Below are 25,189 nucleotides of genomic sequence, written 5' to 3'. Positions count from 1 at the left end.
TAGTCAAAAGTAACCGAAAAACATTTGCGGTATCACGCAACCGTTTGCGGTTTTAACATAATATTCCAACAACTATACCTAGGGCGGTTAAAAGAGAATGCCTCTACACTGTAAATGTTTATCATTTCGTGATAATATTTACAAATTATATTAGTATAACGATTTTTAAATGTCAATTATTTTGTCCCCCTTGTTCCATTTCACTTTGAATACGCTCAATTCTTTGTCCAAGCGGTGGATGAGTATACCGCAGCCAAACAATCCAATTATGTGGGGAGAGGTCACTTTTTGATTCTCTTGCTAAAGCCTGGTAACTTTCAAGCGCTGGTTGCAAATCGTCCGTATGCTCAATAGCATAAGTATCTGCTGTGTGTTCCATCACCCTCGAAACATACAAGCTAAGGGGTTGGGTAGCAAACATCAATAGCGTAATAACCAGTAATAAGACCGGTACACTTCGGAGATCAGAACGTTCACGTAAACCTAAACGATCTTTCCCATTTCGATAGATAAACGAATAAATGCACGCTAGGCTCCACAAAAGCACAAAACTTAATAATAAATAACCAGCTACCCCTATATAAACATGATGTTTCACATAGTGCGCAATTTCATGAGCCAGTATAAACAATACTTCACTTTCACTCATCCCATTCAGCATTGTATCCCATAAGACTATCCTCTCCTGCCCGCCAATTCCGGTCACATAGGCGTTAAAGGTACTTGTCTTTTCACTCATATTCACTTGATAGATGTGATTCTCTTCAATACCGGCTCCACCAGCCAGTTCAACAATGGAATCTTTTAAGCCCCCTGATTCAAGCGATGTGAAATCTTCAAATAACGGATCAATCCAAATCGGCTGCACATAAATGATGAAAAAAACGACCGGGAGAGAAGTCAGCCACAATACAAGCCACCATTTTTGCGAAAATTTGCGGACCGTACTGCGAAAGACCGCAATCAATAACGCCATTACCGCAATAAAAAGTCCACCTTGAATACCCCATTCCACAAGCCAATCCCCTATGGGCTGATGACTAATGGAATAGGCTTTAGCCATTAAATAGCCGAGCCCATCTAGTGGCAATGAGATGAGTTGAAGAGCTGTCATAAATACAACTCCAAAGATAAAAGACTGAACCCACTTTTTCTTAAACCGCTTTTCTATACGATTCAATATCCCTTTGTGCCACCCCATTATAATGAATGACAATAATACAATCCACGGGAACGTTAATTGGGTAAAAGAATAGGCATGACGATAAGCTCCGTATCGTGAATCAGCATACGTATCAAGTTCATAAACCCAGCCAAAATAGATCCATAACACAACTAAAAAGATAGCATAAACTCCAAGTAACTTCCTCAAAACATCCTCTCCCATTCTTAACTCTATTGTACAGATATCACCCCAAAAAATTCAAATTGTTGCCATAATATTGTAACCAGTTGTTCACCTAAAGCCCTATTACCACCGTATTTACTCTTGTAATATAAAAGTAAGCAGAACGGTTACAGGGGGAATGGATATGAATAAGAAATGGTACATTGTCTTTATTTCTTTATTAGTAATTGGAGTTGGTCTTGGAATATCATATTTACAATTCTGGCGCGATGCTGGGATACAATTACCCACAGATGTTCGCATGAGCACCGCCCAAGGTGAAGAATACAACTTAGGTTCTCTGGATGAAAAAGTTCGCATAGTTGAATTTATGTACACTAAATGTCCAGACGTGTGTCCACTAACCACACAACGCATGATGCACTTAAAAGAACAATTTAAAGACGACGGGATTTACGGAGACCAAGTTGAATTTGTCACCGTTACCATCGATCCAGAAAATGATACAAATGAACGCCTACAACAGTATATGAAAAGCTTTGGCGCAGAAGAAGATCCGTCCTGGATCTTTTTAAGAGGCTCAATAGAAGACACCAAAAAATTAGCAGAACCTTTCCGGTTTTTATTCAAAGATAACGGTACGGAATACCTTGTCCACACATCTTATGCCTACCTCCTCGACAAGGACAATTACCTCGTTGGCAAATTCCCAATGGGAGAAGCCTTTAATAAAGACCAAGTGTACAATACCGTGATGGACCTAGTGAACTAACTTCGAAAGGGTCATTTTCCTTGTTGGAAAATGACCCTTTTGAGGTTCTGAAGGGTAGGAGCTTAGACATCTAATGTGGATGGGACCGTTATGCTTATTGAGTGATTGGGGTGTCTGGGGAACGACTCGCTTTCCGCGGGCAAGCACGATTTTGAACGAAATTTTACAAATTACGTTTGGTATAGCAAAGATTACTCGGTTCATGAGATTTATTCCCCGTTCTGTTATGGGTTTGTGAATGCACTGGCTAATAACAGACACTGCGCGGGTAAAACCGAGCTGGAACGGCTCAAGATACAGTTTGACGGCTTAAGACTAATCATACTGGCGCAAGTTTTTGAAAAATCGGCTCAAGTGGTTAAAATAACAGCTCAAGTTCATACGATATAGGCTCAAGATGAGAGTGAAAGGCTCAAGATTAAAGAAAAACGGCTCAAGCCCGGCCCCCGAATGAACAAATGTAGAGTCAATAGTCTCAAATGATACCAGTTTAGATTGAATGTAAATAGTAACGTTCACTACAAAAAAACGAGTATAAAACCCAAAATGGATTTCATACTCGTTTAGGACATATTTGCTTCTTTCGATACCGCATTATTGCGTAACCCGGTCGCGTAGGTTCTTTCTTAGGATTTTACCAGTGGTGTTCTTTGGTAGTTCATCTAAGAATTCAATCACTGTTGGCAGTTTATACTTGGCTAAGTGCTCTCTACAGTAGTCGAGTAACTGTTCCTCTGTAATCGTTTCATTTACAACTACAAAGGCTTGTACCGCTTCTCCGAGATTTGGGTCTGGTGCGCCTACTACGGCAACTTCTGTTATGTTCGGGTGCTGATATAGAACTTCTTCTACTTCACGTGGGTAGACATTGTAGCCTCCAACGAGTATCATATCTTTCTTTCGATCAACGATGTAGAAGTACCCCTCTTCATCAACTTTGGCCATATCTCCTGTATACAGCCACCCGTCACGTAATGTTACAGCTGTTTCTTCTGGGAGCTTGTAGTAACCTTTCATAACGTTCGGTCCACGAACAACAAGTTCCCCTACTTCTCCGACTGGAACCTCATCCCCGAGTTCATCTACTACCTTATTTTCTACATTCCATATGTTTTGACCAATGGAACCGGCTTTTCTAGGACGGTCAAGAGGGTTAAAACATGTAACTGGAGATGCCTCAGATAAGCCATACCCTTCTGAAACAATGACCTGGAAGGCCTGCTCAAATTGCTTTAGCAATGCTACTGGCATGGAGGCTCCTCCTGAAATACACAGACGTATACTCTCGAAATCTGTCTTGTGTGCCGCTCCTCCCTGAAGCAAATAGTTGTACATCGTAGGCACTCCCACGAATACGGTAGCCCTTTCTTCCTTCGTCACCTTAAACACATCCAGAGGAGAGAACTTTGGAAGGATTAAGACGGTGCCTCCATTCATTAGAGGAGCATTTAAAGCTACCGTGAAACAAAAAACATGAAACATAGGAAGAGTCGCAATGACTTTATCTTCAGGACTATACTTCAAGTAATCGGCCACGTCTTTTGCGTTAGAAAACACATTCTTATGTGTAAGCATTGCTCCTTTTGGCTTTCCTGTTGTACCAGACGTATAAAGGATGATCGCAATGTCTTCATCGTCAATTGCCGGTTTCTCCAGTGAAAGCTCAGCTGTTCGGATTAAGTTTGTAAACGATTTCATTTTATCGTTTAACATTTCTTGAGCATTTGAGACATCTGCTCCTGTGTCTCCCACAATATAGTGGTGAATCTCTGGAAAGTCTGAAGCCAAAGCCACGAACTTATCCATAAACAAATCCATTGTAATAACGCCTTTTACGTCACCATTTTTGAGTATATAGCGCGTTTCTTCTACTGTATAAATCGGGTTAATCGGGATGACTGTAAGTCCCAAACGCAATGCCCCGTACAAGCCAATAACATAGTATGGGCTATTCCCCGATACAAGTGCAATGTGATCCCCTTTTTTATACCCTAACTCTTTCAAACTGGACGCAAACTTCGTAACTGCACCTTCTAACTCCATGTAGCTTGTTTTCTCACCCTGAAAAATATAAGCCGTCTTTGATGGATTCCCCTTTGCTGTTATCGACAGTTGATCACTTATGTTCAAAAAAGCCCACTCCCCTTCGTCATGAATGAACGATCATTCATTTTAAGTAAAAAAACAGTCATACTTATTATAAAATACTGACAATTATTGAGCAAGTCTATGTTGGAAGAATTAGGTGATCTCTCATGACTCAAAATCTTCCTTATGAAGCCCGTTTGATAACACCACGTATAAATAAAACCGCCTGAGCGTTGTTCTCAAGCGGTTTTCATGTTTAGTAGATGAGTGACAGGAAATCTTCTTTTGAAATACGACCAAGATAATGTGAGATATCTAAGTCCTGAATCGCTTCATCAATTGCACTACGCTCATAGCGGGTGCCAATTAATCGATTCTCAATTTCACTTACATCTCCTACACCGAAGAAGTCACCATAAATTTTCGCATTTTCAATCATGCCTTTTTTCACATCTAGACGTACATCAACTGTACCTCCGTCGAACCGATGTGAATGCTGGATATTAGATGCTGGGGATTTTCCATAGTTCCAATCCCACTGCTGGTAACGTTCTTCTGAAAGAGCGTAAATGTTCTTCCAATCTTGTTCTGTTAATTTGTATTGAGGGACATCTTCAACATTCTCTACATCAAAGATATAACGAAGAATCATCGCTTTGAAGTCTTCCATTGATAAATCTTCAGTTACGTATTCCGAAATGTTAGCTACACGGCTTCGGATTGACTTGATTCCTTTAGAACGGATTTTTTCCGACTTCACGCGTAAAGCCGAAACGACGTTTTCGATCTCCGAGTCAAACATTAATGTCCCGTGGCTAAACATGCGGCCTTTGGTAGAGAACTGAGCATTCCCTGAAATTTTACGGCCATCTTCTAGCTGGATATCGTTACGCCCTGATAGTTCTGCTTTAACACCAAGTTTCTGTAACGCATCTGTTACAGGCTTTGTAAATTTAGCAAAGTCGTTAAAGCTGTTCCCATCATCTTTCGTTAGAAAGCTAAAGTTCAGGTTTCCAAGGTCATGATACACCGCACCACCACCAGAAAGGCGTCGAACAACATGAATACCATTGTTCTCTACATAATCGGTATTAATCTCTTCAATAGTATTCTGATTCTTACCAATGATAATGGAAGGCTCATTGATATAGAACAGCAGATAGCTTGTTTCATCATCAATCTCCAAATTCTTAAGTACATATTCTTCGATCGCTAAGTTAATGCGCGGATCGTTAATTCCCTCATGGTCTACAAAAAGCATCATAGTCTGTTCCTCCTATCGGTCTCTATCGACTTTATTGTAATAGATTCCTCTCCTCTATTCAATTCTATTAGCTAAGCCTAGGACTCGAAGGTTAACCCTTCTTGTGCTAGCTCAACCTCTCCTTTGTATTGTTCAGCAGCCTGATCTTTTAAATCTTGAACGTTACCAAAGTGCGGAAGGTGACTGAGCCAAAGCTTGCCTACCCCTGCTTCATGAGCAATCTTCCCTACTTCTTCACTCGTCATATGGCCTGGATTTGTTCCATCCATCCCTTTATAAAAGTTACAATCCGTAATAAGTAGGTCCGTTCCTTTACTGAATGAGATAAATTCATCTAAGTAGCTTGAATCTGCTGTATAAACAAACGAAGACGATCCATCCGATATACGCATTGCATAACACGGCACAGGGTGTGCGGTCTTCATAAATTGAATCGAGAAGGGCCCTATCTCGAGTGTTTGGTCAGGATCATATCCAATCCCTTCCGTACGTTCATGTGTAAGTGCTTCAAATCCTGCCTTATCTTCTTTATGTCCATAGATTGGTAACACTTCTTCAGTTTCCCTTAAGATATTCTGTACTTTCCACGCATACTGCATCACACCGATATCAGCTACGTGGTCAAAATGGTAATGAGATAAGATAACAGCATCGATATCCATAACATTTACTTTAGATTGCAAGCGCGCTAACGCCCCACTCCCACAATCAACGAGTAGTGTAAAATCTCCAGAAGTTACGAGATAACTTGAAGTTGCACTGTTTACAGCAGGGTATCCACCCCAAAATCCATTTACTGTTATTTTCATGTTTATTAATCCTCCTATTGGATAGTAAAAAAAGTACAAGTTGTTATAAAACAAAGTGTTGTATTATCCATTCTGTTATAATACAATAAAGGTACACAAACTAACTGGAGGGATTTTCCGATGATGAGCCCAATCGAGTTTTTTAAGACACTTCCTGAAAAGAAATGCACAGCATGTGGCAACGCAATCCAAGAGCAAGCTGACTGCTATGGCGATGTTTGTGAAGAATGCGACGACCCAGCTCGCTAACCCCAACAGTTTCTACACTTAATGTACCTCACGATTAACAACCTAAACAAACAATAACAAACTCTACTCTAGAGAACAGCAACCGCTGTTCTTTTTTCTTGTCTTCATGTGAAACAGTACTAATACAGATTTGGGCTGTTTCTCCATAAAAAAAGCACCCCAATTATATTGGAATGCTTTTTCATTATCTCATGTATTAAAACAAAACAGAACGACCTCCCTATAGAGGTACTAAATTGGATTGACGGCTTGTCGATACTCTCGCTTGAAGACGGTGAGGAAAGACATACTCTTCATGCTTTAAATTATACCCTTGTTCCACCTGTTGTACTAAAAGCTCTACACAACGCCCGGCCATTTTCTGAAAGGGCTGTTCGATCGTTGTAATCGAAGGGTTCATCAACATAGATATGGCTTGATTATCAAATCCAATGACAAGGATATCTTCTGGTACCTTAACCCCCGCCTTAACAGCTTCATAAATAAACCCAGCAGCCATCTCGTCAGAGCCTGCAAATACGCCGTTAATTGATGGGTAATACGCTTGGATTTGATGAAACAACTCTCGTCCACTTTTTACATCAACAGCGGAGCTGAACGACTCAGTCTCAATTGGCGATAACCCGCTTTCGTTAAGCGCTTTCAAAAAACCCTTTTCACGATCCCGAAATACATAACTATCTTGCCCTCCTTGTAAGAAGGCAATCTCTGATGCACCATTCTCAATAAGATGAATCGTTGCCTCGTATGCCGCTTTTTCTTGATCAATATGGACAACCGGGACAGGGGCTGTACTTACATTCTCGTTACACAACACAATAGGCCCAGACTGTAAGTACTCCTCCACAACTTCCCAATCGTTTTCAAGAGAGGTCATAATAATTCCATCCACCTGTTTTTTACGAAGGAGTTCTAAATAATCTTTTTCTTTATCTGGTAAGTTATGAGTCTGACAAATAATGACTTGGTATCCCCATTCTGAGGCTTTCATTTCCATAGATTCGATTAAATGATTAAAGAAAGGATTCGTAATCCTCGGAAGTAACACGGCGATTGTTTCAGTCTTTTGACTACGTAGGCGCCTTGCAGAGGAATTCGGTACATACCCTAAAGCCTTCATCGCATCCTCTACTCGTACACGCTTATCCTCTGATACATACGGTTGATCATTAATTACTCGAGAAACGGTTGTTCTAGACAACCCTGCAAACTTTGCAACATCCTCAATAGTTGCCACTGTAAACACCCCCTGATGATAATATCCGAGCTATCGATTCCATTTAAATGAAATCGTTTTCATATTAATGATTCTACTAGTCTTTGGAAGTTCTTGCAACATCGGAATAAAGTGCAACCGTTTGAATCTTATATGAGGTTTCTATTTTATAAGCTCTGTCCCTATTAGTAGTTGATATAAGCGAAGACATAAACCTGAGACATCTCAGTATAGACAGGGCCGTTACGTTTGTTGAGTGGTTGGGTGTCTGAGGAGGCTCACCAGCTCCCCACAGGAAAGCGAGTGGTTTCCAGGCCCGCCTTATACTCAATCAAAGCAAACGGAAACATTCTTTCAGCTTCGAACCTTCCGCAATCTGGTAACGGCCCCATCCCATCCTCCAATGTTATACATATTAAAAACAGGGCAGCTCATTATAATGAGTTGCCCTGTTATGAAAGTTATTTAGCTTTTAAATAGTCCAATACGTTTTCTACAGCTTTTTCACCTTGGTCGATACAGTCCGGTATGCCTAGGCCTTCGTATGAGGCTCCTGCTAGGTAAACACCGGGTAGTTCATCGGCCATGTCGGCTTGGATTTGTTTCAGGCGATCTTTATGACCCACTGTATATTGCGCTCGGGAGTCTCTCCAGCGTGTCACCACGGTAAACTCTGGCTTTTGTGTAATGTTCATCGTTTTATTTAAGTCTTGTAAAACGATGTCAGCAATCTCTTCATCTGATAGATCCACCGCTCCTTGGTCACTAGGTTTCCCTACGTAAGCGCGCAGGAGTGCTTTTCCATCTGGTGTTGTATGTGGCCATTTCTTATGGGTCCACGTACAAGCTGTAATTCGATAATCACTATTTCTTGAAACGAGGAAGCCTGAACCATTAATGTCTTGTTGAATAGCGGATTGATCAAAGGCCATTGCTACGTTCGCGACAGAAGTAGCAGGCATATCCTTAAAGGAATCCATAAAGGAGTACTGGCTTAACATCGACTGAGCAGCATAGTGTGGAGTAGTAATGACTACACTATCGGCGTGCATGACTTCTCCGTTACGGAGCTTTAGCTCATACCCTTCTGCCTTTTTCTCAATTTGAGTGACGCTTGTCTCTAATTGAACAGATCCTTCCTCTAGTGAATCGGACACAGCACCAACAAGAGAACCTAATCCATTTTGAAGTGTACGGAATGGGCTTTTTTTCTTGCCAGTTTTCTTATCAGAAGGTTTTGGCACGGTTTTTTGAAGACCTCTTACAATTCCACCATACTTTTGCTCTAATTGATAGAAGTTCGGAAACGTAGCCATTAAGCTTAAATTGTCAATGTCTCCTGAATAGATCCCTGATAACAGTGGCTCTATTAGACTTTCAACCACTTCGTCTCCAAGGCGGTTCCGGAAAAAGTGCCCTAATGATTGATCCGTTTGAGGCTTACTTTTTGGCTTGATGAAATCCCCCGCCGCGCGCAGCTTCCCTTTTGGAGAGAAAAGACTAGAGAAGACAAATGGACGGACTTGAACAGGAATTCCCATATAAGACCCACTTGGGATCTCATGAAGTTTTTCTTTTGCCAACACGTATGATTTCCCTGTTGAAACCGTCACAAGATCACTCGTTAATCCAACTTCATCAATTAACCTAAAGACGCTTGGCTTACGTGCCAAGAGTGAATCAGGACCTCTTTCAATCGTGAACCCTTGCCTTTTCTCTGTTTCAATCATCCCACCTAAACGGTTACTTCCTTCAAGTACCTGCACGTTTAACGGCAGGTTATGCTCTTTTGCTTCTTTTTGCAAATAATAGGCTGTTGATAATCCAGTGATCCCTCCGCCTATTACAACAACTTTTTTCTGTTCAGACATCGCTATCCCCTACTTTTTAGCTTGTTTTAAAACGACTTCCGCTAATGTGCTAATAAATAATGGATGAGTATTCGGCATTTCTGGACGGTAATAAGATGCTCCTAGCTCATCACATACCACTTTACACTCATAATCGTTGTCATATAGTACCTCTAAGTGATCAGAGACAAACCCAACGGGAGCATAGACAAATGTGCGATAGCCTTTTTCGTGATATAAGTCTCTTGTTAAGTCTTGTACATCCGGTCCAATCCAAGGGTCAGGTGTGTTCCCTTCACTTTGCCAGCCAATTTCATAGTCTTGAATTTGTAGTTGGCCTGCGATTAGATCAGCTGTTTTCTTAAGTTGGTCCGGATATGGATCACCGTTTTGAATAATCTTCTCAGGCAGGCTGTGCGCAGAAACGATCAGAACCGCTTTCTCACGCTCTTCTGCCGTCATTTCTTCGTATACTTTACGCAGTGATTCTGTCCAGTATTGGATAAAACCTTCCTCGTCGTACCAGCTCTCAACAGAGGTGATGGTTGTTACGCCATGCTTTTCGGCTTCTTCCTGAGCACGCCCATTATATGATTTCACGCTAAACGTAGAATAGTGAGGAGCAAGTACAATTGAAACAGCTTCTTCAATTCCGTCGTTCGCCATTTGCTCCACAGCGTCTTCAATAAATGGATCAATATGCTTAAGCCCTAAGTACAGTTTGAATTCAACGTCATCTTGAATTTCGTTTAGCTTTGCTGTTAAGGCGTCTGCTTGTTCTTGCGTAATCCGGGCAAGTGGAGAGATCCCTCCAATGGCTTCATAGCGCTCGCGCAATTCGTCAATCATGTCCTGAGAAGGAGTTCGTCCACGACGAATATGCGTGTAATAACGTTCTAAATCGTCTTCTTTATAGGGTGTACCATATGCCATCACAAGAAGTCCCATTGTTTTCTTTGCCATTCGTTAACACCTCTTTTAAAAAATTTGTTGATTCCTACGATCTCTTAGAGTAATCGTGAATAAACTGCGTCAAACGCTTTAGTGTTTCGGGTTTCACGTCAGGGAAAACACCATGTCCAAGGTTAAACACAAAACCTGGCTGACTCATTCCTTGATCTAGTATAGCCTTTGTGCGTTCTTCTATCGTCTCCCAATCGGCTAACAATAGGGCCGGGTCAAGATTGCCTTGTAACGATTTGGTTATTCCCATGTCACGTGCTTCATTTATAGTCGTACGCCAATCAAGACCTACAACATCTAACGGAAGGTCATTCCAGTCTTTTGCGAGGTGAGTGGCTCCAACACCATGCATAATTAGTGGCACATTCTCCTCACGAAGTTCTGAAAAGATTCGCTCCATTACTGGTTTAATAAACTGTCTATAGTCTCGAACACTTAGCGACCCTACCCAAGAATCAAAGATTTGGATAGCTTTAGCTCCTGAATGGATCTGAGCTCTTACATAGCGAATCACAAGATCAGCAAGTTTGTCCATTAATAAGAACCAAGCTCTTGGATCTGTGTACATCATCGCTTTTGTCTTATGATAATTCTTAGAAGGTCCACCTTCAATCATATAGCTTGCAAGCGTAAATGGAGCTCCGCTAAAGCCAATTAACGGAACGTTTAGTTGCTCTTCTGTTAGAAGTTTAATGGTGTCTAAGACGTAAGGAACATCGGAGTGCGGGTCAATTTCCCCAAGTTTCTCCACATCCGCTAAGGAACGAATTGGGTTATGGATCACTGGACCGATTCCTTTTTTAATTTCCACATCCACCCCAATCGCCGGTAGAGGTGACATGATATCTTTATAAAGAACTGCCGCATCAACGTTATAGTTTTCCACTGGTAAACGAGTCACGTAAGCGCATAACTCCGGTTGATGAGTAATCTCAAATAAAGAGTATTTCTCTTTTAATTTATTGTATTCAGGTTGGGAACGTCCCGCCTGTCTCATATACCATACAGGTACATGATCTGTTTGTTCGCCTCTGAAGGCTTTTAAAATCGTGTCATTAAATGAATTTGTCATACCGTTCTCACCTTTCACATTGATCATTTGCACGTCGACAGTGATCAATTGTCTATCTACCAATATACCCATTGACGGTTTTTATGTATAGATTATGAAGCAGATTGTCATGATTTTGTCGATTACTTAATTATTTCCTATTCCTATTTTACACAACATTGATGCGAAATGAAAAATATTGTCGAACGTTTTCATAAATGAAGCCACATCTAGAGGCAAATATCCTCTGATGTGGCTTTCTCGACTCGCTTTCGCTCCTCGTGTTTCCTTGATCTCACGCCGGCTCAGTCCAGTCTGTACGTTGCTAAACGGGTGACTTGCGCTTTTAATTCGGCTAGCTCCTGTCACCCAGCAACTAGCAGACTTCCCTCACCTCTGATCGATCAGTCAACATCGATTCGCTTTCGCTCTTCGTGTTTCCTTGATCTCACGTCGGTTCAGTCCAGTCTGTACGTTGCTAAACGGGTGACTTGCGCTTTTGATTCGGCTAGCTCCTGTCACCCAGCAACTAGCAGACTTCCCTCACCTCTGATCGATCAGTCAACATCGATTCGCTTTCGCTCTTCGTGTTTCCTTGATCTCACGCCGGCTCAGTCCAGTCTGTACGTTGCTAAACGGGTGACTTGCGCTTTTGATATTACCATTCAACTCTTACTTGGTTAGAAGGTGATCCTTCTGTGTTGGTTAGGGGGTCATATGGAACGATGTAATAGGTTTCGTCATGGAATAGTGTTAGGCGTTTGATTGTATAACGGCCTTTTCCTTCTACTTCACCGATTCGTTCGTCTTGTCCATCCTCTTCTCTGTAAATGCGATAGACGACACGGTCATCTTGTGCTTGGGTCCATGTCAGTTCTGCTTGGAGAAGGGTTAAGGAGCCAAATGAAAGGGTTCCGTCTAAGTCATCTATGATAGGCAAATCAATCGGTGGTGGTACGTCTTCTACTCCATCTGGTTGCGTAAATGAATCTTCTAGTTGTTTTACCTGATCGACCCGAGTGAGTACCTCTTTCATTATTTTTGTAGGATAGGCACTTCCCCCATTTAAATAATGCTTCTCATCAGATTGATCATAGCCCATCCATACAGAACCTACATATTCAGGGGTAAAGCCAACAAACCAGGCGTCTTTTGTTTTCTTATCCACATAAGGGTGTTGAGTGGAACCGGTTTTACCAGCTAAAGCTTTCTCATACGTACCGCTTCGTCCTGTCCCTTCAGTCACTACAGATTCTAGCATCCTTGTTATGGACCAAGCAGTTTGTGGGTTGAAGATTTGCTCTGGCTTTGGTTCATACTTATTGACTAATTCCCCGTCCTTGTCATAAATTTCTACAATGGAATGAGGCTCTATCATTTCTCCGTCGTGAATAAATGTTCTGTAAGACCGAACCAGATCTACCGGTGTCACGCCTTTTTTAAGGCCACCTAGTGCAATGGACAACCCATTGTCTTCAATGTCCATGCCTAGCTTTTCTAAATAATTCTTGGAGTAATCAATGCCAATCTCATTTAACAGCCATACTGCTGAAGCATTCTTAGATAACATCAGTGACTTGTAAATCGAGGTATAGTCATCATACGTACCATCATAATTAGTAGGAGTGTAATCTCCGTATGACAGCTTTTGATCTACTAAAAGGGAGTATGGTGTGTACTGTTCTAGGTCTAGAGCAGGCCCATATACAGCTAGGGGCTTCATAACAGAACCAGGCTGACGTTTTTCTAACAAACGGTTTAAGTCTCCCCGCTCGTTATTACGCCCCCCTTGAGCAGCCAAAATTTCACCTGTTTCCTGATCCATTAATAGAAACGTTCCTTGTACTCCTTCAGTAGATCCAGGGAAGTACTGATCCGTTTGCATCACTTCGTGCGAAATACGTTGAATGTCGTCATCCATGCTCACAACGATGCGGTACCCCCCCTGAAACAATTCTTCTTCACTGAGTCCATATTCTTCTTTAGCTTCTGTTACGACATAATCAAGATAGCTATTCAGCCAAGGTTTCTCTTCAGGACTGCCATGATTGATACCCAAGTTCTTTCGCTGTAGCTGCACCGCTTCCTCTGAAGTTACGAAACCTTCAGCATGCATGCGGCTAATGACGATATCGCGACGACCCTTCGCCCGTTCTGGGTGATCAATCGGGTCATAGTAATTCGGTCCTTTTGGCAAAGCTGCTAGTAACGCTCCTTCTGTGACGGAAAGGTCTGAAACAGGTTTACTAAAAAAGTATTGAGAGGCAGATTCAATACCGTATAATCCATTTCCGAAATAGATCGTGTTTAAGTAGTATTCTAGAATTTTCTTCTTCGGCACGTTTCGTTCTAAGTACAAAGATGCCATCACTTCTTTGATCTTTCTTGTCCAGGTCTTGTCATGAGTTAAGAATAAATTCTTCGAGAGTTGCTGAGTAATCGTACTCCCGCCTTCCACCTTTTCCATTGCGATTAAATCACGGTATAACGCCCTTGCTGTAGCGATAACATCAACACCTGCGTGTTCATAAAAACGACCATCTTCAATCGCTATGAACGCATCCTCCACATGATCTGGTATTTCACCTATCGGGACAACTGTCCGATTTTCTTTATATAATTTTGTTAATTCATCACCGTTTCTTGTTTCAATCACAGATGCTTCATCTAACACAAGCAGACGCTCATCTACGATCCTCTTCCCACCAATTAATAGAGTAAGGTAGCCCGCGAAAGCTAGTACCACCATGCTTGCTACAACAATGATGAGCCAGCGCCACCTCTTTACCCAGTCGGGGATTTTTATTTCTCTCCAATTCATAACGTTCACCTCGTCCTATTGTACATTGGAGTGCTTGAGTACTTACCAATATTATACGCTAACACAAAGTTTTAGAAAAAGGCTTCCTTCTTGCTTGCTTTTTAAATTCTTTCGTTGCTACACTAAACTTAATAGAAAGGAGACGTTTTCATGAATGTATATATGACACTTGGCACCTATGATTACCTGGCTTCTTTAACTGAAAAGCACGACCAAAAGATCTTTCTTATGCAAGGTGAAAGTTCTGCTCTTGCTTATACAGAAGGGGAAAACATCTTCCAAGAGCCGCGTTCTTATGAAACGGTTGATCACCAAGGAGAGCTTCAAGAAGAAGGATTTGTTGTCATGAACAACATCCCTGTAACAGATGAAGGGCGCCCACTCTTTGAAGATCGCTTCAAAAACCGTGCAGGCGCAATCGAAGATTCCCCTGGGTTTCAGGCAATCCGAATCTTACGTCCAGCAGAAGGCAATACCTATGTTGTCTTCACTCAGTGGAAAGATGAATCAAGCTTTGAAGACTGGAAGAATTCACAAGCCTTCCAAAAGGCTCACAAAAATTCCGGCCCTCAAAGTAAAGAGAAACCTTCCTTCTCAGCAGGACCAGCCTACTTAACGAAATATCATATGACAAAACCAGACTAAACATACACAAAGCCAGCAAAAAGCTGGCTTTTTCTAATGCCGAAACACTTTCCCACTCTAAAACAAAGAAGCGTGTCAGACACCCTGCCTTACTTCACAGCATGAAAGCGTGTCTGGCACGCTTTAGTCTTGTAGAGCAGTGGTGAGGAATTTGTGAGAATTGTAAATTTCTTTCTTTTGAAATTGAGAGAGTATGTTGTTATAGTTAGGTAGGTTTTTATATCATATCAACATGAAGGGAACGTGCAACTATGAAAAAACAACTTATGTTTGTAGTAAGTTTGGCTTTTGTTTTCATCTTAGCTGCTTGTGGTTCAACAGAAGATAATGATCAGGCAAAAGAAACAACTACATGGGATAAAGTTCAAGAAGAAGGGGAGATTGTAGTCGGGACATCGGGGACCCTTGTAGCAACCTCTTACTACCCTAAAGATTCTGATGAATTATCAGGCTATGACGTCGAAGTTATGCGTGCGATTGGTGAAAAGCTTGGCGTGGATGTGAAGTTTCAGGAAATGGGGTTTGACGCTATATTTGCAGCTATGAACAGTGGCCGCATCGATGCAGGTATTAACGACATAGAAGTAACAGATAAACGTGAAGAAAAATATGCGTTTACAACTCCATATAAATACTCTTATACAACATTAGTTGTTCGTGAAGACGGACTAAGTGGCATTGAAACACTTGAAGATCTTGAAGGAAAGAAAGCCGGTGGTGCTGCTACATCTGTATTTAGTGACATCGCTCGTCATTACGATGCTGAAGTAATCACGTATGATAACGCAACGAACGATGTGTACCTTCGTGATGTTGACAACGGTCGTACAGATGTCATCATTAACGACTATTACCTATCCAAACTTGGGATTAATGCCTTTCCTCAGTTTGACCTAGTTCTTCACCCAGAGATTAAGGTGCACCCTACGAAACAAGCTATTCTTCTTGAACAAGAAGACAGTGAACTTCAGAAGAAAATGAATGAAGCACTAACAGAGTTACGTGAAGACGGCACATTAACTGAGCTGTCGAAGAAGTTCTTCCTTGGAGAAGATGCATCGAAGCAACCTGAAGGTGAAATCACTAAAATCGAAGGCATAGAATCTTAAAGGCGTTGATACTCTATGATCAGTCCTACACTATTCCAAGACATTGAATACGATAAGCTCTTTAACCCGCGCCTTGCGTGGGAAAGCTTACCTACTGTTTTAGAGGGACTGCCTTATACCCTTGCCATCTCACTCGCTGGGATGGCAATTGGTTTATTACTAGGCTTCTTTCTAGCCTTAGGCCGATCCTCAACAGCAATCTATTTACGTTGGCCAGCTCGGTTATACATTTCCTTTATGAGAGGGACTCCTATTCTCGTTTTCCTCTTCCTGCTTTATTTCGGACTACCGTTTATCGGACTGACGTTATCCGCTGTAACAGCAGCTGTTGTAGGATTTGGTTTAAACAGCGCGGCTTACAACGCCGAAATTATTAGAGCTTCACTAAAAAGTGTGTCAACAGGACAATGGGAAGCATCAAGAGCGCTAGGATTTAGTTATTGGCAGACGGTTCGCCACGTGATCATTCCACAAGCGACACGCATTGCTCTCCCACCCCTAACAAACGTGATGCTTGACCTTGTAAAAGCCACTTCTCTAGCGGCAGTTATTTCCGTACCTGAAATGATTCAACGTGCTCAAACCGTAATCGGCCGAACAGGTGACGCTATGACGCTCTACCTTTTAGTAGCCTTTATCTACTGGCCTATTTGTATTATTATCGCCTCTTTCCAAGAGCGGCTCGAGGCGCACTATGACTTTCATAAAAAATAATAAAAACTAAAAAAACGGCCCGTGCTCGAAAAAAGCACAGGGCCATTTTATTTACTGTTCCGTACCATCCATAGGTGGCATACAAATACAATCATGAAAGCTAGTAAGGATAGTAGCGGGATTGTAATAAATCCTCCCCAGTTAATATACGTACTTCCGCAAGAAACGACGCTACATCCATCCCCTGCCTCCTTTAAAAAAGGTAGCTTCTGCATTCCATAGTGATAGGCTGCTACTAATACACCTAACCCACTCATAAAAAGTCCAGCTGCTCCATATCTAAGATCCTTACGAGCCAGGGCAATTCCATACAGTAACACAAGTGGATACATCAAAATCCGTTGGTACCAACACTTTTCACAAGGAATAAAGTCCATTACTTCTGAAAAAAACAGACTCCCAAACGTCGCTAAAACAGACGTTAACCAGGTAAAAAAGAGCACCTTCTGCACACGTTCATTCATTAAAACATCCCCAATTCAAAAACATTCTCCCTTCAGTATAATAAAGGTGAATCACGGATTCTAGTAAAAGATGAGGACGTTCATTCTTACCACTTATCCTACCCTTTCATTATTTCTTCTTTCCACCAGGCTCTGTTAACAGAGCCTTCCACTAAAAAATAGAGCATACAATTACAGCGATTTTATACTCGATTGCTAACCCTCAGGCTCTATTCATTAGATGAGCGAATCAGCCCATTCTTATGCGCATATACAGCCGCTTGAGTGCGATCCTGTACAGCTAACTTACTTAAAACATTACTTACATGTGTTTTAACCGTTTTAATTCCAATGAATAGCTTTTCGCTAATTTCTTGGTTCGTTAATCCATTACCAATACACATCAACACTTCTAGCTCCCGGCCAGTCAGGTCATCATGGAGCTTCTTTTCTTTAGAACGAAAGCGTGTCATCATTTTGTTGGCAACTTTAGGTTCAATGTGTGTCTCACCTTTTGCAGCCTTCTTAATCGCTGAAGCAATCTCATCTGCTGAAGAGGTTTTCAACATATAGCTAAATGCTCCAGCTTCAAGGGCCGGGAACACTTTCTCATCATCATAATAGCTCGTGAGAATAATAATTTTACAATCAGGGTGTTCGGCCATGATCTGCTTTGTAGCTTCAATACCATCCCCATTTTCCATCATCAGGTCCATAAGCACGACATCTGGTTTCTCTTTAAGGACGAGTTTGGCGCCATCATTTCCACTCGACGCTTCTCCCACAATATCCAACATTGGTTCTGTCATTAAATAGGCAATAACGCCTTTTCGAACGACGTCATGGTCATCTACAACCACCAATCTGATCGCTTTACTCATCCTCATCCGCCTCCTGGTTTGGAATTCTTATATCAATGTAGGTCCCTTCTCCTGGCTTTGAATGAATCGCAAACGTTCCACCAAGCTCATCCGTTCGTTCATGCATTGTTTTTAAGCCATAAGACGTTTTCTTACTTTGGTCCACATGGAACCCTTTCCCGTTATCCCGTATATGTAAAAAGACTTGATCGTTCTTTCTTTTTAATGATAACTGAACATCTTCTGCTTCTGCATGGCGCAATATATTGGATAGTGCCTCCTGAACAATACGAAAGAGGTGTTCCTCTGCCCCATCTGATAGTCCGACTGTTTCATCTAACTCAACCGAAAAATTTAGTTGGCACTTCTTTTGTAGTTCATCAATTAGGGTCTTAATTCCTTCATGTAATGATTCACCTGATAAATGAACAGGACGCAAATGTAGTAACAATGCTCTCATTTCTGTCTGCGCTTGAAGAGCCATCGATGTAATCTCATCCAACTGAGTCTTTGCTCTGCTCGGGTCCTGCTCAAACATGCGCTGAGTCGCCTGAGCCATCATGGTTAGAGCAAATAACTGTTGGCTCACAGCATCATGGAGGTCTCTTGCTAAACGCTGTCGTTCTTCTATAGCAGCTGCCTTATGGGCTGTTTTGGCAAATTCAGATTTCTCATCAGCCATACGCTGCAAAGACTTCACCTGATTTTGCAACTTTTGAGCCAACTCATTCAGCTCTCCGCCCATATCACCAAATTCATCGTTAGTAGGCATGTGTACAGAAGCCTCATAACTGCCCTGTTTAAGTGCACGTACCATCATAGAGAGGGCATACATTTTCTCTCTCATAAATCTACTCGATTGAAATCCTATAAAGACTGACACAAGACAAGCGGTAATGGTAAACAAAGCAATAAAGAAAAAAATCGCTTGAGAAGTAAGCCATTCTGGTTCCCTCAGCACATATATCCCTAAAAGAACAGACATCACAATCAGTACGGTCAAAAATAACCCATATAAATGAGAACGTACAAACGTATAACGAATACTGTTTAGTCGTTTTAACATAACATCACCTACACCCGATCCAGGCGAATATCGCCTACTTTTAAATCAACAGATAATGTAACCTTTTGACTAGCTGTTTGGTAATCAGGCGTTTCATAACTCATCGTGCGATTAATCCCATCTGTTTTTTCGTGAAGAACTCGAATGTCTCCCATCTTAACCCTGGCTTCGATCCGGAAGTCAACGTTCTCTGGCATAATGATTTTAACATCTCCAATGATACCGGAGATTCGAATAGGAGTATCTTTTTCGGGAATAAAGGCTTTTGTGAAATCAAGTTTGTAATCGCCTATAGCATTCCATAAGTTCATCGGTTCTACTGTCCAATCATTCTTCGTATAGGATAGATCACCGATCGTACTTTTTTTCTTGTGTGTATCTCCTTGGCCAAACTGAACTTCTATCTTCTCTTCTTTTCCTTTAGAACCAAACATCCTAATTCCAATAATAATGAGAAGTAACGGCCATAACAACCAAATATCCCATGCTGTAAAGGTCATCCACTCAAAACGATCCATAATAAGAAGACCAGCAAATACAGAAGTGAAAACACCTAGCCCCCATCGATCGTCTCTTCCGATTAAACTATCTAAAATAAACTTAAGCCCTATCACAAGGAGTATAAACGGGTAACTATAAGAAAATATTTGCCACATTTCCAGGGAAATAACGTCAAGATTCGCCAATAATATGACTGTTCCACCAACAATCAATAGAAGTGCGAAGATAAACTTTGTAAAACTAACTCGTTTCATCGTATCCACCCTTTTCTTAATAAGAGAAAGTACTATAACTATCTTAGCGCTTTTTCTTTACTTTAAGAACATGCCAGGGGTGGTTCCGCCCTCCGCCTCTAGACGGAGATTAACTATCCTTTTAATATATTCGACCAATAGAATCCATAACCCCGCAAATATGAAGCCAAACATAAAACTCTTCTCTAATTTACTAAGCTTTTAACCATATGTTTAGATTTTCTTCACCAGGGTACATTTATATTGTGCGACATGATATACACAATCAACAAATCTAAACAGGGGTGATTATGATGGATCAAAAAGTACAAAATCTAATTGATGGCCTAAACGAAGACTTAGCACATGAATATGCGGCAAGCATTATGTACACATATAATGCTGCTACCGTTCAAGGACTTTACTATCAAGTGTTAAAACCATTCTTCGAATCTGAAATTGGTGATGAACAAGGACATGCACTTTACCTAGCTGAAAAGATTAAAACTCTAGGTGGCACACCAACAACACAACCAGCTGAAGTTAAACAACTATCAGACGTTAAAGATATGCTTGAAGAAGCAAAACGCGCAGAACAAGACACAATTCGTCGTTATGAAGAGCGCAAACAACAAGCCGAAGAACTTGGTTACACAGAACTAGTTGTCAAACTAGACGACATGATTGCAGACGAAACGGGCCACATGGAAGAAATGGACCGTCTATTAGCAGATCCACGTTTGCAATAAGGATTATTCTTTATAATAAAAAAGCCGTACCGCTTATAAAGCGGAACGGCTTTTTTTTGGGTGTATATAAAAGAACCGAAATGAAGTTAGAACCCCTAGGCTCTATTGTAGCTTGTTTCCGTGACTCCTAATATCGAAAAGGTGTGCCGGGAAACTAGGAGACTCCTGCGGGAAGAAGAGGCCAACAAGACCCCGCAGGGCGTTTTTTTGCCCGAGGAGGCTCGTCAGCTCGCCCGCGGAAAGCGAGTAGTTTCCCGGCACACCTTACTCTCCACTAGCGCTACGGAAACATTAAACAGGCTCTCGAGTTGTCTGTATATTCATAGTTTTTCGTCTTTGTTATAATATGGCTAACACAAGGAGGGAAATCCATGAACCTACAGAAAATCTTACAAGACATTGATGCTCAATACGACGAAATGGTCGATATTCGCCGTTACCTGCATCAACACCCTGAGTTATCATTCCAAGAAACAGAAACATCCAAATATATCTCAAATTTTTATCAAACATTAGGCATTCCTCACCAAACAGGAGTTGGAGGAAACGGAATTCTAGCTACTTTAGAAGGCGGAAAACCTGGTAAGACGGTTGCGTTACGCGCTGACTTTGATGCGCTTCCTATACAAGATGAAAAAGATGTCCCTTACAAGTCAACAGTACCAAATGTAATGCACGCTTGCGGACATGATGGACATACGGCTTCATTACTGTGCCTTGCCAAGGCATTAAAGTCTCACCAAGACGACATACCAGGCACCATCATTTTCTTACACCAACATGCCGAGGAGACCCCACCTGGTGGCGCCACACAAATGGTTGAGGCCGGTGCTCTTGAAGGCGTTGATGCTGTATTTGGTACACACCTTTGGAGTAATACACCAGTAGGAACCATTGAAACTGCTCCTGAAGCTTTCTTTGCCGGAGCAGATGCTTTTGAAATTACGATTCAAGGTCAAGGCGGCCACGGGGCACAGCCTCATCAGACGAAGGACTCTATAATTATTGGCTCAGAACTCGTAACTTCTCTCCAGCAAATTGTAAGCCGTAAACTCGATCCGTTGAAATCAGCCGTTGTAACAGTCGGTACATTTGAAGCAGGAACTACCTTTAACGTGATCGCTGATACAGCTACATTAAAAGGAACCGTGCGGACATTTAGTCCTGATGTTCAGGAACTTGTTATTCGTGAGATGGAAAAACACATCAAAGGGGTTTGCACCACTCACGACGCAAGTTACGAATTCAACTATATGAAAGGGTATCCTCCAGTCGTGAACCACCCTGAGGAAGCCGCGATGGTGATCGAAGGGGCCTCTAACACACCAGGCGTAGAAAAAGCCCATTATGTTGAGCCCGTCATGACAGGAGAGGATTTCTCCTACTATATTCTCGAGCGACCAGGTGCTTTTTTCTTTACAGGCGCACAAAAAGAAGGACACGTTTACCCTCATCACCATCCGAAGTTTGATATCGATGAACGCGCCCTTCCTATTGCTGCGAAAACACTATTTCAATCTTACGCCGTCTATCAACAACATCATCAATAATCCATTATGCGGAGGCGGTATACATTTTGAGCCGTCTCCGCTAATTGTTCTAACAGCTTCGTATTTGCCCACGCTCCGACGAAAGCTCCAAAACCAGGGATTAACTGTAACATTTTAACGAAATCGATTGAGTCTCTGTATTCCAGTTGCAAGCATTTCCAATCCACATCTTTTACCGCTTCTTTTTCATGCTCCCAATCTAACACACGCTGAAGAATCTCTTTCCGCTTCTCATCACTTGAGAAAGCAAGCATAAACACATTCAGGACGAAAAGCCGTTCTTCATACTCCTCAACCGAAAACCCATAGATCCGAGCTGTATCAAAAAGAAACTTCATCTTTATACTAAGGAGCAGTGGAAAATCGGCTACCCCTAACACAATGCCACCAGCTCCTGTCCCAGCTCCTTCTAAGGCAGCGGTACGCTTATAATCCTTTAATCTTCCTTCAACTTGCTCCTCCCGCTCCTTCAATGTCCACGCATCGTTCACCTGAATTGGATAGATATAATGAGAGCCCGTTAACGAAAGCTCAATCATTTGCTTCACGCTTCCTGACACTATTTTATGAATACGCTCTGGCACCCAATTGTTCATGGTAGTTTGAATCACCTTCGATTTCCGTTGAACAATCGAGCTCCGCTTCTCCATCCCTTTTACAAACCGAAGGGCTTCCTGGTACTTCCTCTCTTCATAAGGCGTTCTCATTACACTTCCTCCTATACAAAAAGCCGACCCAATCATATCTAAAGGGCCGGCTACGTTTATGTTAATCGTTTTGTTAAATACTTGTGAGACATAAAGTAACTAAATAGCGCCCCACCTATTAATACGATGGCTAACCCCATTAAGTTCCCTTGAAGAAGGAAAACAACCCCTAATAAAGACGTCTTCACCATCAACAGTTGAAATAGCCATTTCGTAATAGCTTTCCTTCTCGATTCTATTCGCAAAGGATAAAGATCAAGCCACAATACATCTCTATGATGGTGCCAAAGCGTAACCATCTGAAAGCCACTTAAATAAAGAAACAAGAAGCTAAACGCAATTTTCATCCAAATGTTCGGCACAAAATAAACGAACGCTCCAGCAATGAGGACAAGACGAATGTATAACCCAAGATAATCACTACTTCTGATAAATGTAATTCTATACAAGTAGTCAAATGTCTTATCACTTGAAAATGGAATTGGGTTCTTAATTAAACGAACGAGCCAATGTCGCTTCTTCACACTATTCTTTAGGTGTGGTACATCAGTGAACATATTGGCAATTCGGTAAAACACTTGCATGCGCTGCTGGTCCTTTTGAATTAACAAGTCCCAAGCAATTCCCTTACGCTTCTTAGCTAAGCTGTAGTCATACATCATCACAGCGAAGAAAAGGATGGTGGTTACACCTGCAAATAGCCAGTCTCCTCGAACGAAGAAGAAAATCGTCAGACCGTTTAATAAAAAGCGCACTATTGGATCAATGATTCCACTCATTCCAAATCGGCTATTCAATTCCCACCAATGAGAGAGCGTGTTCCATCCTTTTAGAATCAAAATCACAATTCCAAATAAAATATATTCAGATGTTGCCCTCCCTGAATACGTTTCAAAGTAAAGCGGACCAAAAGCGACCACAACAAAAAACAATCCAAAGATCTGTAAGAAAAAGCTATAAAGAATACCTCTCCTAAAGAAGCTCGCTAAGCGATGTTCAGCAGGAAGTAAAAAGACTAAGTCAGCTTCCCTTAAAAATGTACGAATGGGACTATACGTCAAAAGGCTTGCAAACACGACTCCCATCACAAGAGCTGTTGGAAAACTTGAGTCTAACGCAGCCAACCACTGCTGGTAATTGTATGTCAATCCCGCTAAGAAGAAAAACATAGCAAATGAAAAATGATCATTGAACATTAATCGTAAATACCGACCCATCTCTTTGGTATGAGAGTCGAGCCTGGCCCGCCACAGCTTTTGAGGATCAATCTTAAGCATCATCATCTTCCTTTGTAAGCTGCACGTAGAGATCATCTAACGTCGCATCTGGCATAGAGAAAGACTTTCGCAGTTCTTCAAGCGTTCCTTTTGCACGAATTTCTCCGTCATGAAGAATAACAAATCGATCACAATAACGTTCTGCTGTGGCTAGTATATGTGTCGACATGAGTACGCCTGCCCCCTGGTCTTTCATCTCGTTCATTAACTGCAAATACGATTGAATACCTAACGGGTCCAACCCAACAAAAGGCTCATCCACAATATATAAAGAAGGCTCCACCAAAAAGGCACACATAATCATGACTTTCTGTCGCATCCCTTTAGAGAAATGCACAGGAAAGAAATCTAATTTTTTCTCCAAACGAAATTCCTTCAACAATGGCTGTAAGCGTTTTTCAAAAACCTCTTCTGTTAACCCATATGCCATCGCAGTTAAACGAAGGTGTTCCCGCAGTGTTAACTCCTCATAAAGAATCGGCATCTCTGGAATATAGGAAAATTGACTTCTATACCCTTCAGGATCCTCCTGAAACGTTTTTCCGTTAACTGTAACACTTCCTTGTTTCGCTTGCATCAATCCAATAATATGTTTAATCGTTGTACTTTTACCGGCGCCATTTAATCCAATTAAGCCAACAATTTCACCCGGCTGTATATCAAATGAAATGCCGTGTAAAACATTTTTGTGCGTGTATCCACCTACAAGATCTTGAATATGTAATAGTGATTTCATTTGTATCCCTCTCTTCTTCTCCAAATTTTATCATTCCCCTGACACTTTGCCAAAAAAATCGTTACTTTTTTGTATAAGACCTGTCCATTCTGCTCATAATACTCTTGAAGGCAACGGGAGACGTTGTCCAGGAGCAAATCACTGTTCACTAAGTTCAAGGTTTAAGTT

The 25,189-nt window shown here is 41.6% G+C and carries 23 protein-coding genes; 7 read left to right on the top strand and 16 right to left on the bottom strand.

Features of this window, described 5'->3' with window-relative positions:
- Nucleotides 1–172 precede the first annotated feature (172 nt).
- Nucleotides 173–1,372 carry a M48 family metallopeptidase gene (locus ACYX4O_RS04315; RefSeq protein WP_476354882.1) on the bottom strand — a complete coding sequence of 400 codons (1,200 nt, stop codon included), beginning with the start codon at nt 1,370–1,372 and terminating at the stop codon, nt 173–175.
- Nucleotides 1,373–1,532: 160 nt separating this feature from the next.
- Here ACYX4O_RS04315 and ACYX4O_RS04310 point away from each other — a divergent pair, with 160 nt between their 5' ends.
- The gene (locus ACYX4O_RS04310; protein WP_476354880.1) at nt 1,533–2,120 is read left to right on the top strand and encodes an SCO family protein; all 588 of its coding nucleotides are present in this window, start codon (nt 1,533–1,535) and stop codon (nt 2,118–2,120) included.
- 594 nt (nt 2,121–2,714) lie between these two features.
- Here the strand turns inward: ACYX4O_RS04310 and ACYX4O_RS04305 are convergent.
- From ACYX4O_RS04305 to ACYX4O_RS04295, 3 genes are all read right to left on the bottom strand, one after another.
- A complete protein-coding gene (locus ACYX4O_RS04305) occupies nt 2,715–4,250 on the bottom strand; it encodes a fatty acid--CoA ligase family protein (RefSeq protein ID WP_476354878.1) in 1,536 nt (511 codons plus the stop codon).
- Nucleotides 4,251–4,464: 214 nt separating this feature from the next.
- Entirely contained in the window at nt 4,465–5,469 is a 1,005-nt protein-coding gene (locus ACYX4O_RS04300) for a lipoate--protein ligase (protein ID WP_345241409.1), read from the bottom strand.
- Between the two features lie 80 nt (nt 5,470–5,549).
- Nucleotides 5,550–6,281 carry an MBL fold metallo-hydrolase gene (locus ACYX4O_RS04295; protein WP_476354876.1) on the bottom strand — a complete coding sequence of 244 codons (732 nt, stop codon included), beginning with the start codon at nt 6,279–6,281 and terminating at the stop codon, nt 5,550–5,552.
- A 120-nt stretch (nt 6,282–6,401) separates the two neighbouring features.
- Here ACYX4O_RS04295 and yhfH point away from each other — a divergent pair, with 120 nt between their 5' ends.
- Entirely contained in the window at nt 6,402–6,530 is a 129-nt protein-coding gene (yhfH, locus tag ACYX4O_RS04290; protein WP_084599712.1) for a protein YhfH, read from the top strand.
- Nucleotides 6,531–6,750: 220 nt separating this feature from the next.
- Here yhfH and ACYX4O_RS04285 read toward each other — a convergent pair whose 3' ends face one another.
- From ACYX4O_RS04285 to ACYX4O_RS04265, 5 genes are all read right to left on the bottom strand, one after another.
- Complete coding sequence (locus ACYX4O_RS04285; protein ID WP_476354874.1) at nt 6,751–7,767, bottom strand: LacI family DNA-binding transcriptional regulator; 1,017 nt, start codon at nt 7,765–7,767, stop codon at nt 6,751–6,753.
- Nucleotides 7,768–8,207: 440 nt separating this feature from the next.
- On the bottom strand, nt 8,208–9,617 hold the full coding sequence (gene hemY / locus ACYX4O_RS04280; protein ID WP_476354872.1) for a protoporphyrinogen oxidase: 1,410 nt from the start codon (nt 9,615–9,617) through the stop codon (nt 8,208–8,210).
- A gap of 9 nt (nt 9,618–9,626) precedes the next feature.
- Entirely contained in the window at nt 9,627–10,559 is a 933-nt protein-coding gene (hemH, locus tag ACYX4O_RS04275) for a ferrochelatase (RefSeq protein WP_476354870.1), read from the bottom strand.
- 34 nt (nt 10,560–10,593) lie between these two features.
- A complete protein-coding gene (gene hemE / locus ACYX4O_RS04270) occupies nt 10,594–11,631 on the bottom strand; it encodes a uroporphyrinogen decarboxylase (RefSeq protein ID WP_476357007.1) in 1,038 nt (345 codons plus the stop codon).
- 637 nt (nt 11,632–12,268) lie between these two features.
- Nucleotides 12,269–14,431, bottom strand: coding sequence for a transglycosylase domain-containing protein (locus ACYX4O_RS04265; RefSeq protein ID WP_476354868.1), 2,163 nt, complete (start codon nt 14,429–14,431; stop codon nt 12,269–12,271).
- 150 nt (nt 14,432–14,581) lie between these two features.
- Here ACYX4O_RS04265 and ACYX4O_RS04260 point away from each other — a divergent pair, with 150 nt between their 5' ends.
- From ACYX4O_RS04260 to ACYX4O_RS04250, 3 genes are all read left to right on the top strand, one after another.
- Entirely contained in the window at nt 14,582–15,076 is a 495-nt protein-coding gene (locus tag ACYX4O_RS04260; protein WP_476354866.1) for an antibiotic biosynthesis monooxygenase family protein, read from the top strand.
- A gap of 251 nt (nt 15,077–15,327) precedes the next feature.
- Entirely contained in the window at nt 15,328–16,185 is an 858-nt protein-coding gene (locus ACYX4O_RS04255) for a transporter substrate-binding domain-containing protein (RefSeq protein WP_476354864.1), read from the top strand.
- Between the two features lie 15 nt (nt 16,186–16,200).
- Nucleotides 16,201–16,899, top strand: a complete 699-nt coding sequence (locus ACYX4O_RS04250) for an amino acid ABC transporter permease (protein ID WP_476354863.1) — start codon at nt 16,201–16,203, stop codon at nt 16,897–16,899.
- 47 nt (nt 16,900–16,946) lie between these two features.
- On the opposite strand, the gene ACYX4O_RS04245 is transcribed toward ACYX4O_RS04250, so the two are convergent.
- The 4 genes from ACYX4O_RS04245 to liaF all read right to left on the bottom strand — a co-directional run bounded on the left by ACYX4O_RS04245 (nt 16,947) and on the right by liaF (nt 20,023).
- The gene (locus tag ACYX4O_RS04245) at nt 16,947–17,363 is read right to left on the bottom strand and encodes a disulfide oxidoreductase (protein ID WP_476354861.1); all 417 of its coding nucleotides are present in this window, start codon (nt 17,361–17,363) and stop codon (nt 16,947–16,949) included.
- A 209-nt stretch (nt 17,364–17,572) separates the two neighbouring features.
- Nucleotides 17,573–18,223: a response regulator gene (locus ACYX4O_RS04240; protein ID WP_476354859.1), complete on the bottom strand. Its 651-nt coding sequence runs from the start codon at nt 18,221–18,223 to the stop codon at nt 17,573–17,575.
- Complete coding sequence (locus tag ACYX4O_RS04235; protein ID WP_476354857.1) at nt 18,216–19,268, bottom strand: sensor histidine kinase; 1,053 nt, start codon at nt 19,266–19,268, stop codon at nt 18,216–18,218. Before ACYX4O_RS04235 ends, ACYX4O_RS04240 begins: the two co-directional genes overlap by 8 nt.
- 8 nt (nt 19,269–19,276) lie before the next feature.
- Entirely contained in the window at nt 19,277–20,023 is a 747-nt protein-coding gene (gene liaF / locus ACYX4O_RS04230; RefSeq protein ID WP_476354855.1) for a cell wall-active antibiotics response protein LiaF, read from the bottom strand.
- 293 nt (nt 20,024–20,316) lie between these two features.
- Here liaF and ACYX4O_RS04225 point away from each other — a divergent pair, with 293 nt between their 5' ends.
- Together ACYX4O_RS04225 and ACYX4O_RS04220 are read left to right on the top strand one after the other, a co-directional pair.
- Entirely contained in the window at nt 20,317–20,751 is a 435-nt protein-coding gene (locus tag ACYX4O_RS04225; RefSeq protein WP_476354853.1) for a ferritin-like domain-containing protein, read from the top strand.
- A gap of 371 nt (nt 20,752–21,122) precedes the next feature.
- Entirely contained in the window at nt 21,123–22,301 is a 1,179-nt protein-coding gene (locus ACYX4O_RS04220; RefSeq protein ID WP_476354851.1) for a M20 family metallopeptidase, read from the top strand.
- Here ACYX4O_RS04220 and ACYX4O_RS04215 read toward each other — a convergent pair.
- From ACYX4O_RS04215 to ACYX4O_RS04205, 3 genes are read right to left on the bottom strand one after another with little or no spacing between them, the layout of a single operon-like run.
- The gene (locus ACYX4O_RS04215) at nt 22,295–23,008 is read right to left on the bottom strand and encodes an EcsC family protein (RefSeq protein ID WP_476354849.1); all 714 of its coding nucleotides are present in this window, start codon (nt 23,006–23,008) and stop codon (nt 22,295–22,297) included. The genes ACYX4O_RS04220 and ACYX4O_RS04215 overlap by 7 nt on opposite strands.
- Nucleotides 23,009–23,064: 56 nt before the next feature.
- On the bottom strand, nt 23,065–24,285 hold the full coding sequence (locus ACYX4O_RS04210) for an ABC transporter permease (RefSeq protein ID WP_476354847.1): 1,221 nt from the start codon (nt 24,283–24,285) through the stop codon (nt 23,065–23,067).
- Complete coding sequence (locus ACYX4O_RS04205) at nt 24,278–25,021, bottom strand: ABC transporter ATP-binding protein (RefSeq protein ID WP_188655631.1); 744 nt, start codon at nt 25,019–25,021, stop codon at nt 24,278–24,280. The genes ACYX4O_RS04210 and ACYX4O_RS04205 overlap by 8 nt, the downstream gene beginning before the upstream one ends.
- Nucleotides 25,022–25,189 lie beyond the last annotated feature (168 nt).

Source organism: Pontibacillus sp. ABV4_188 (genome assembly GCF_056311905.1).
This window is presented reverse-complemented; position numbering and strand designations above follow the sequence as displayed.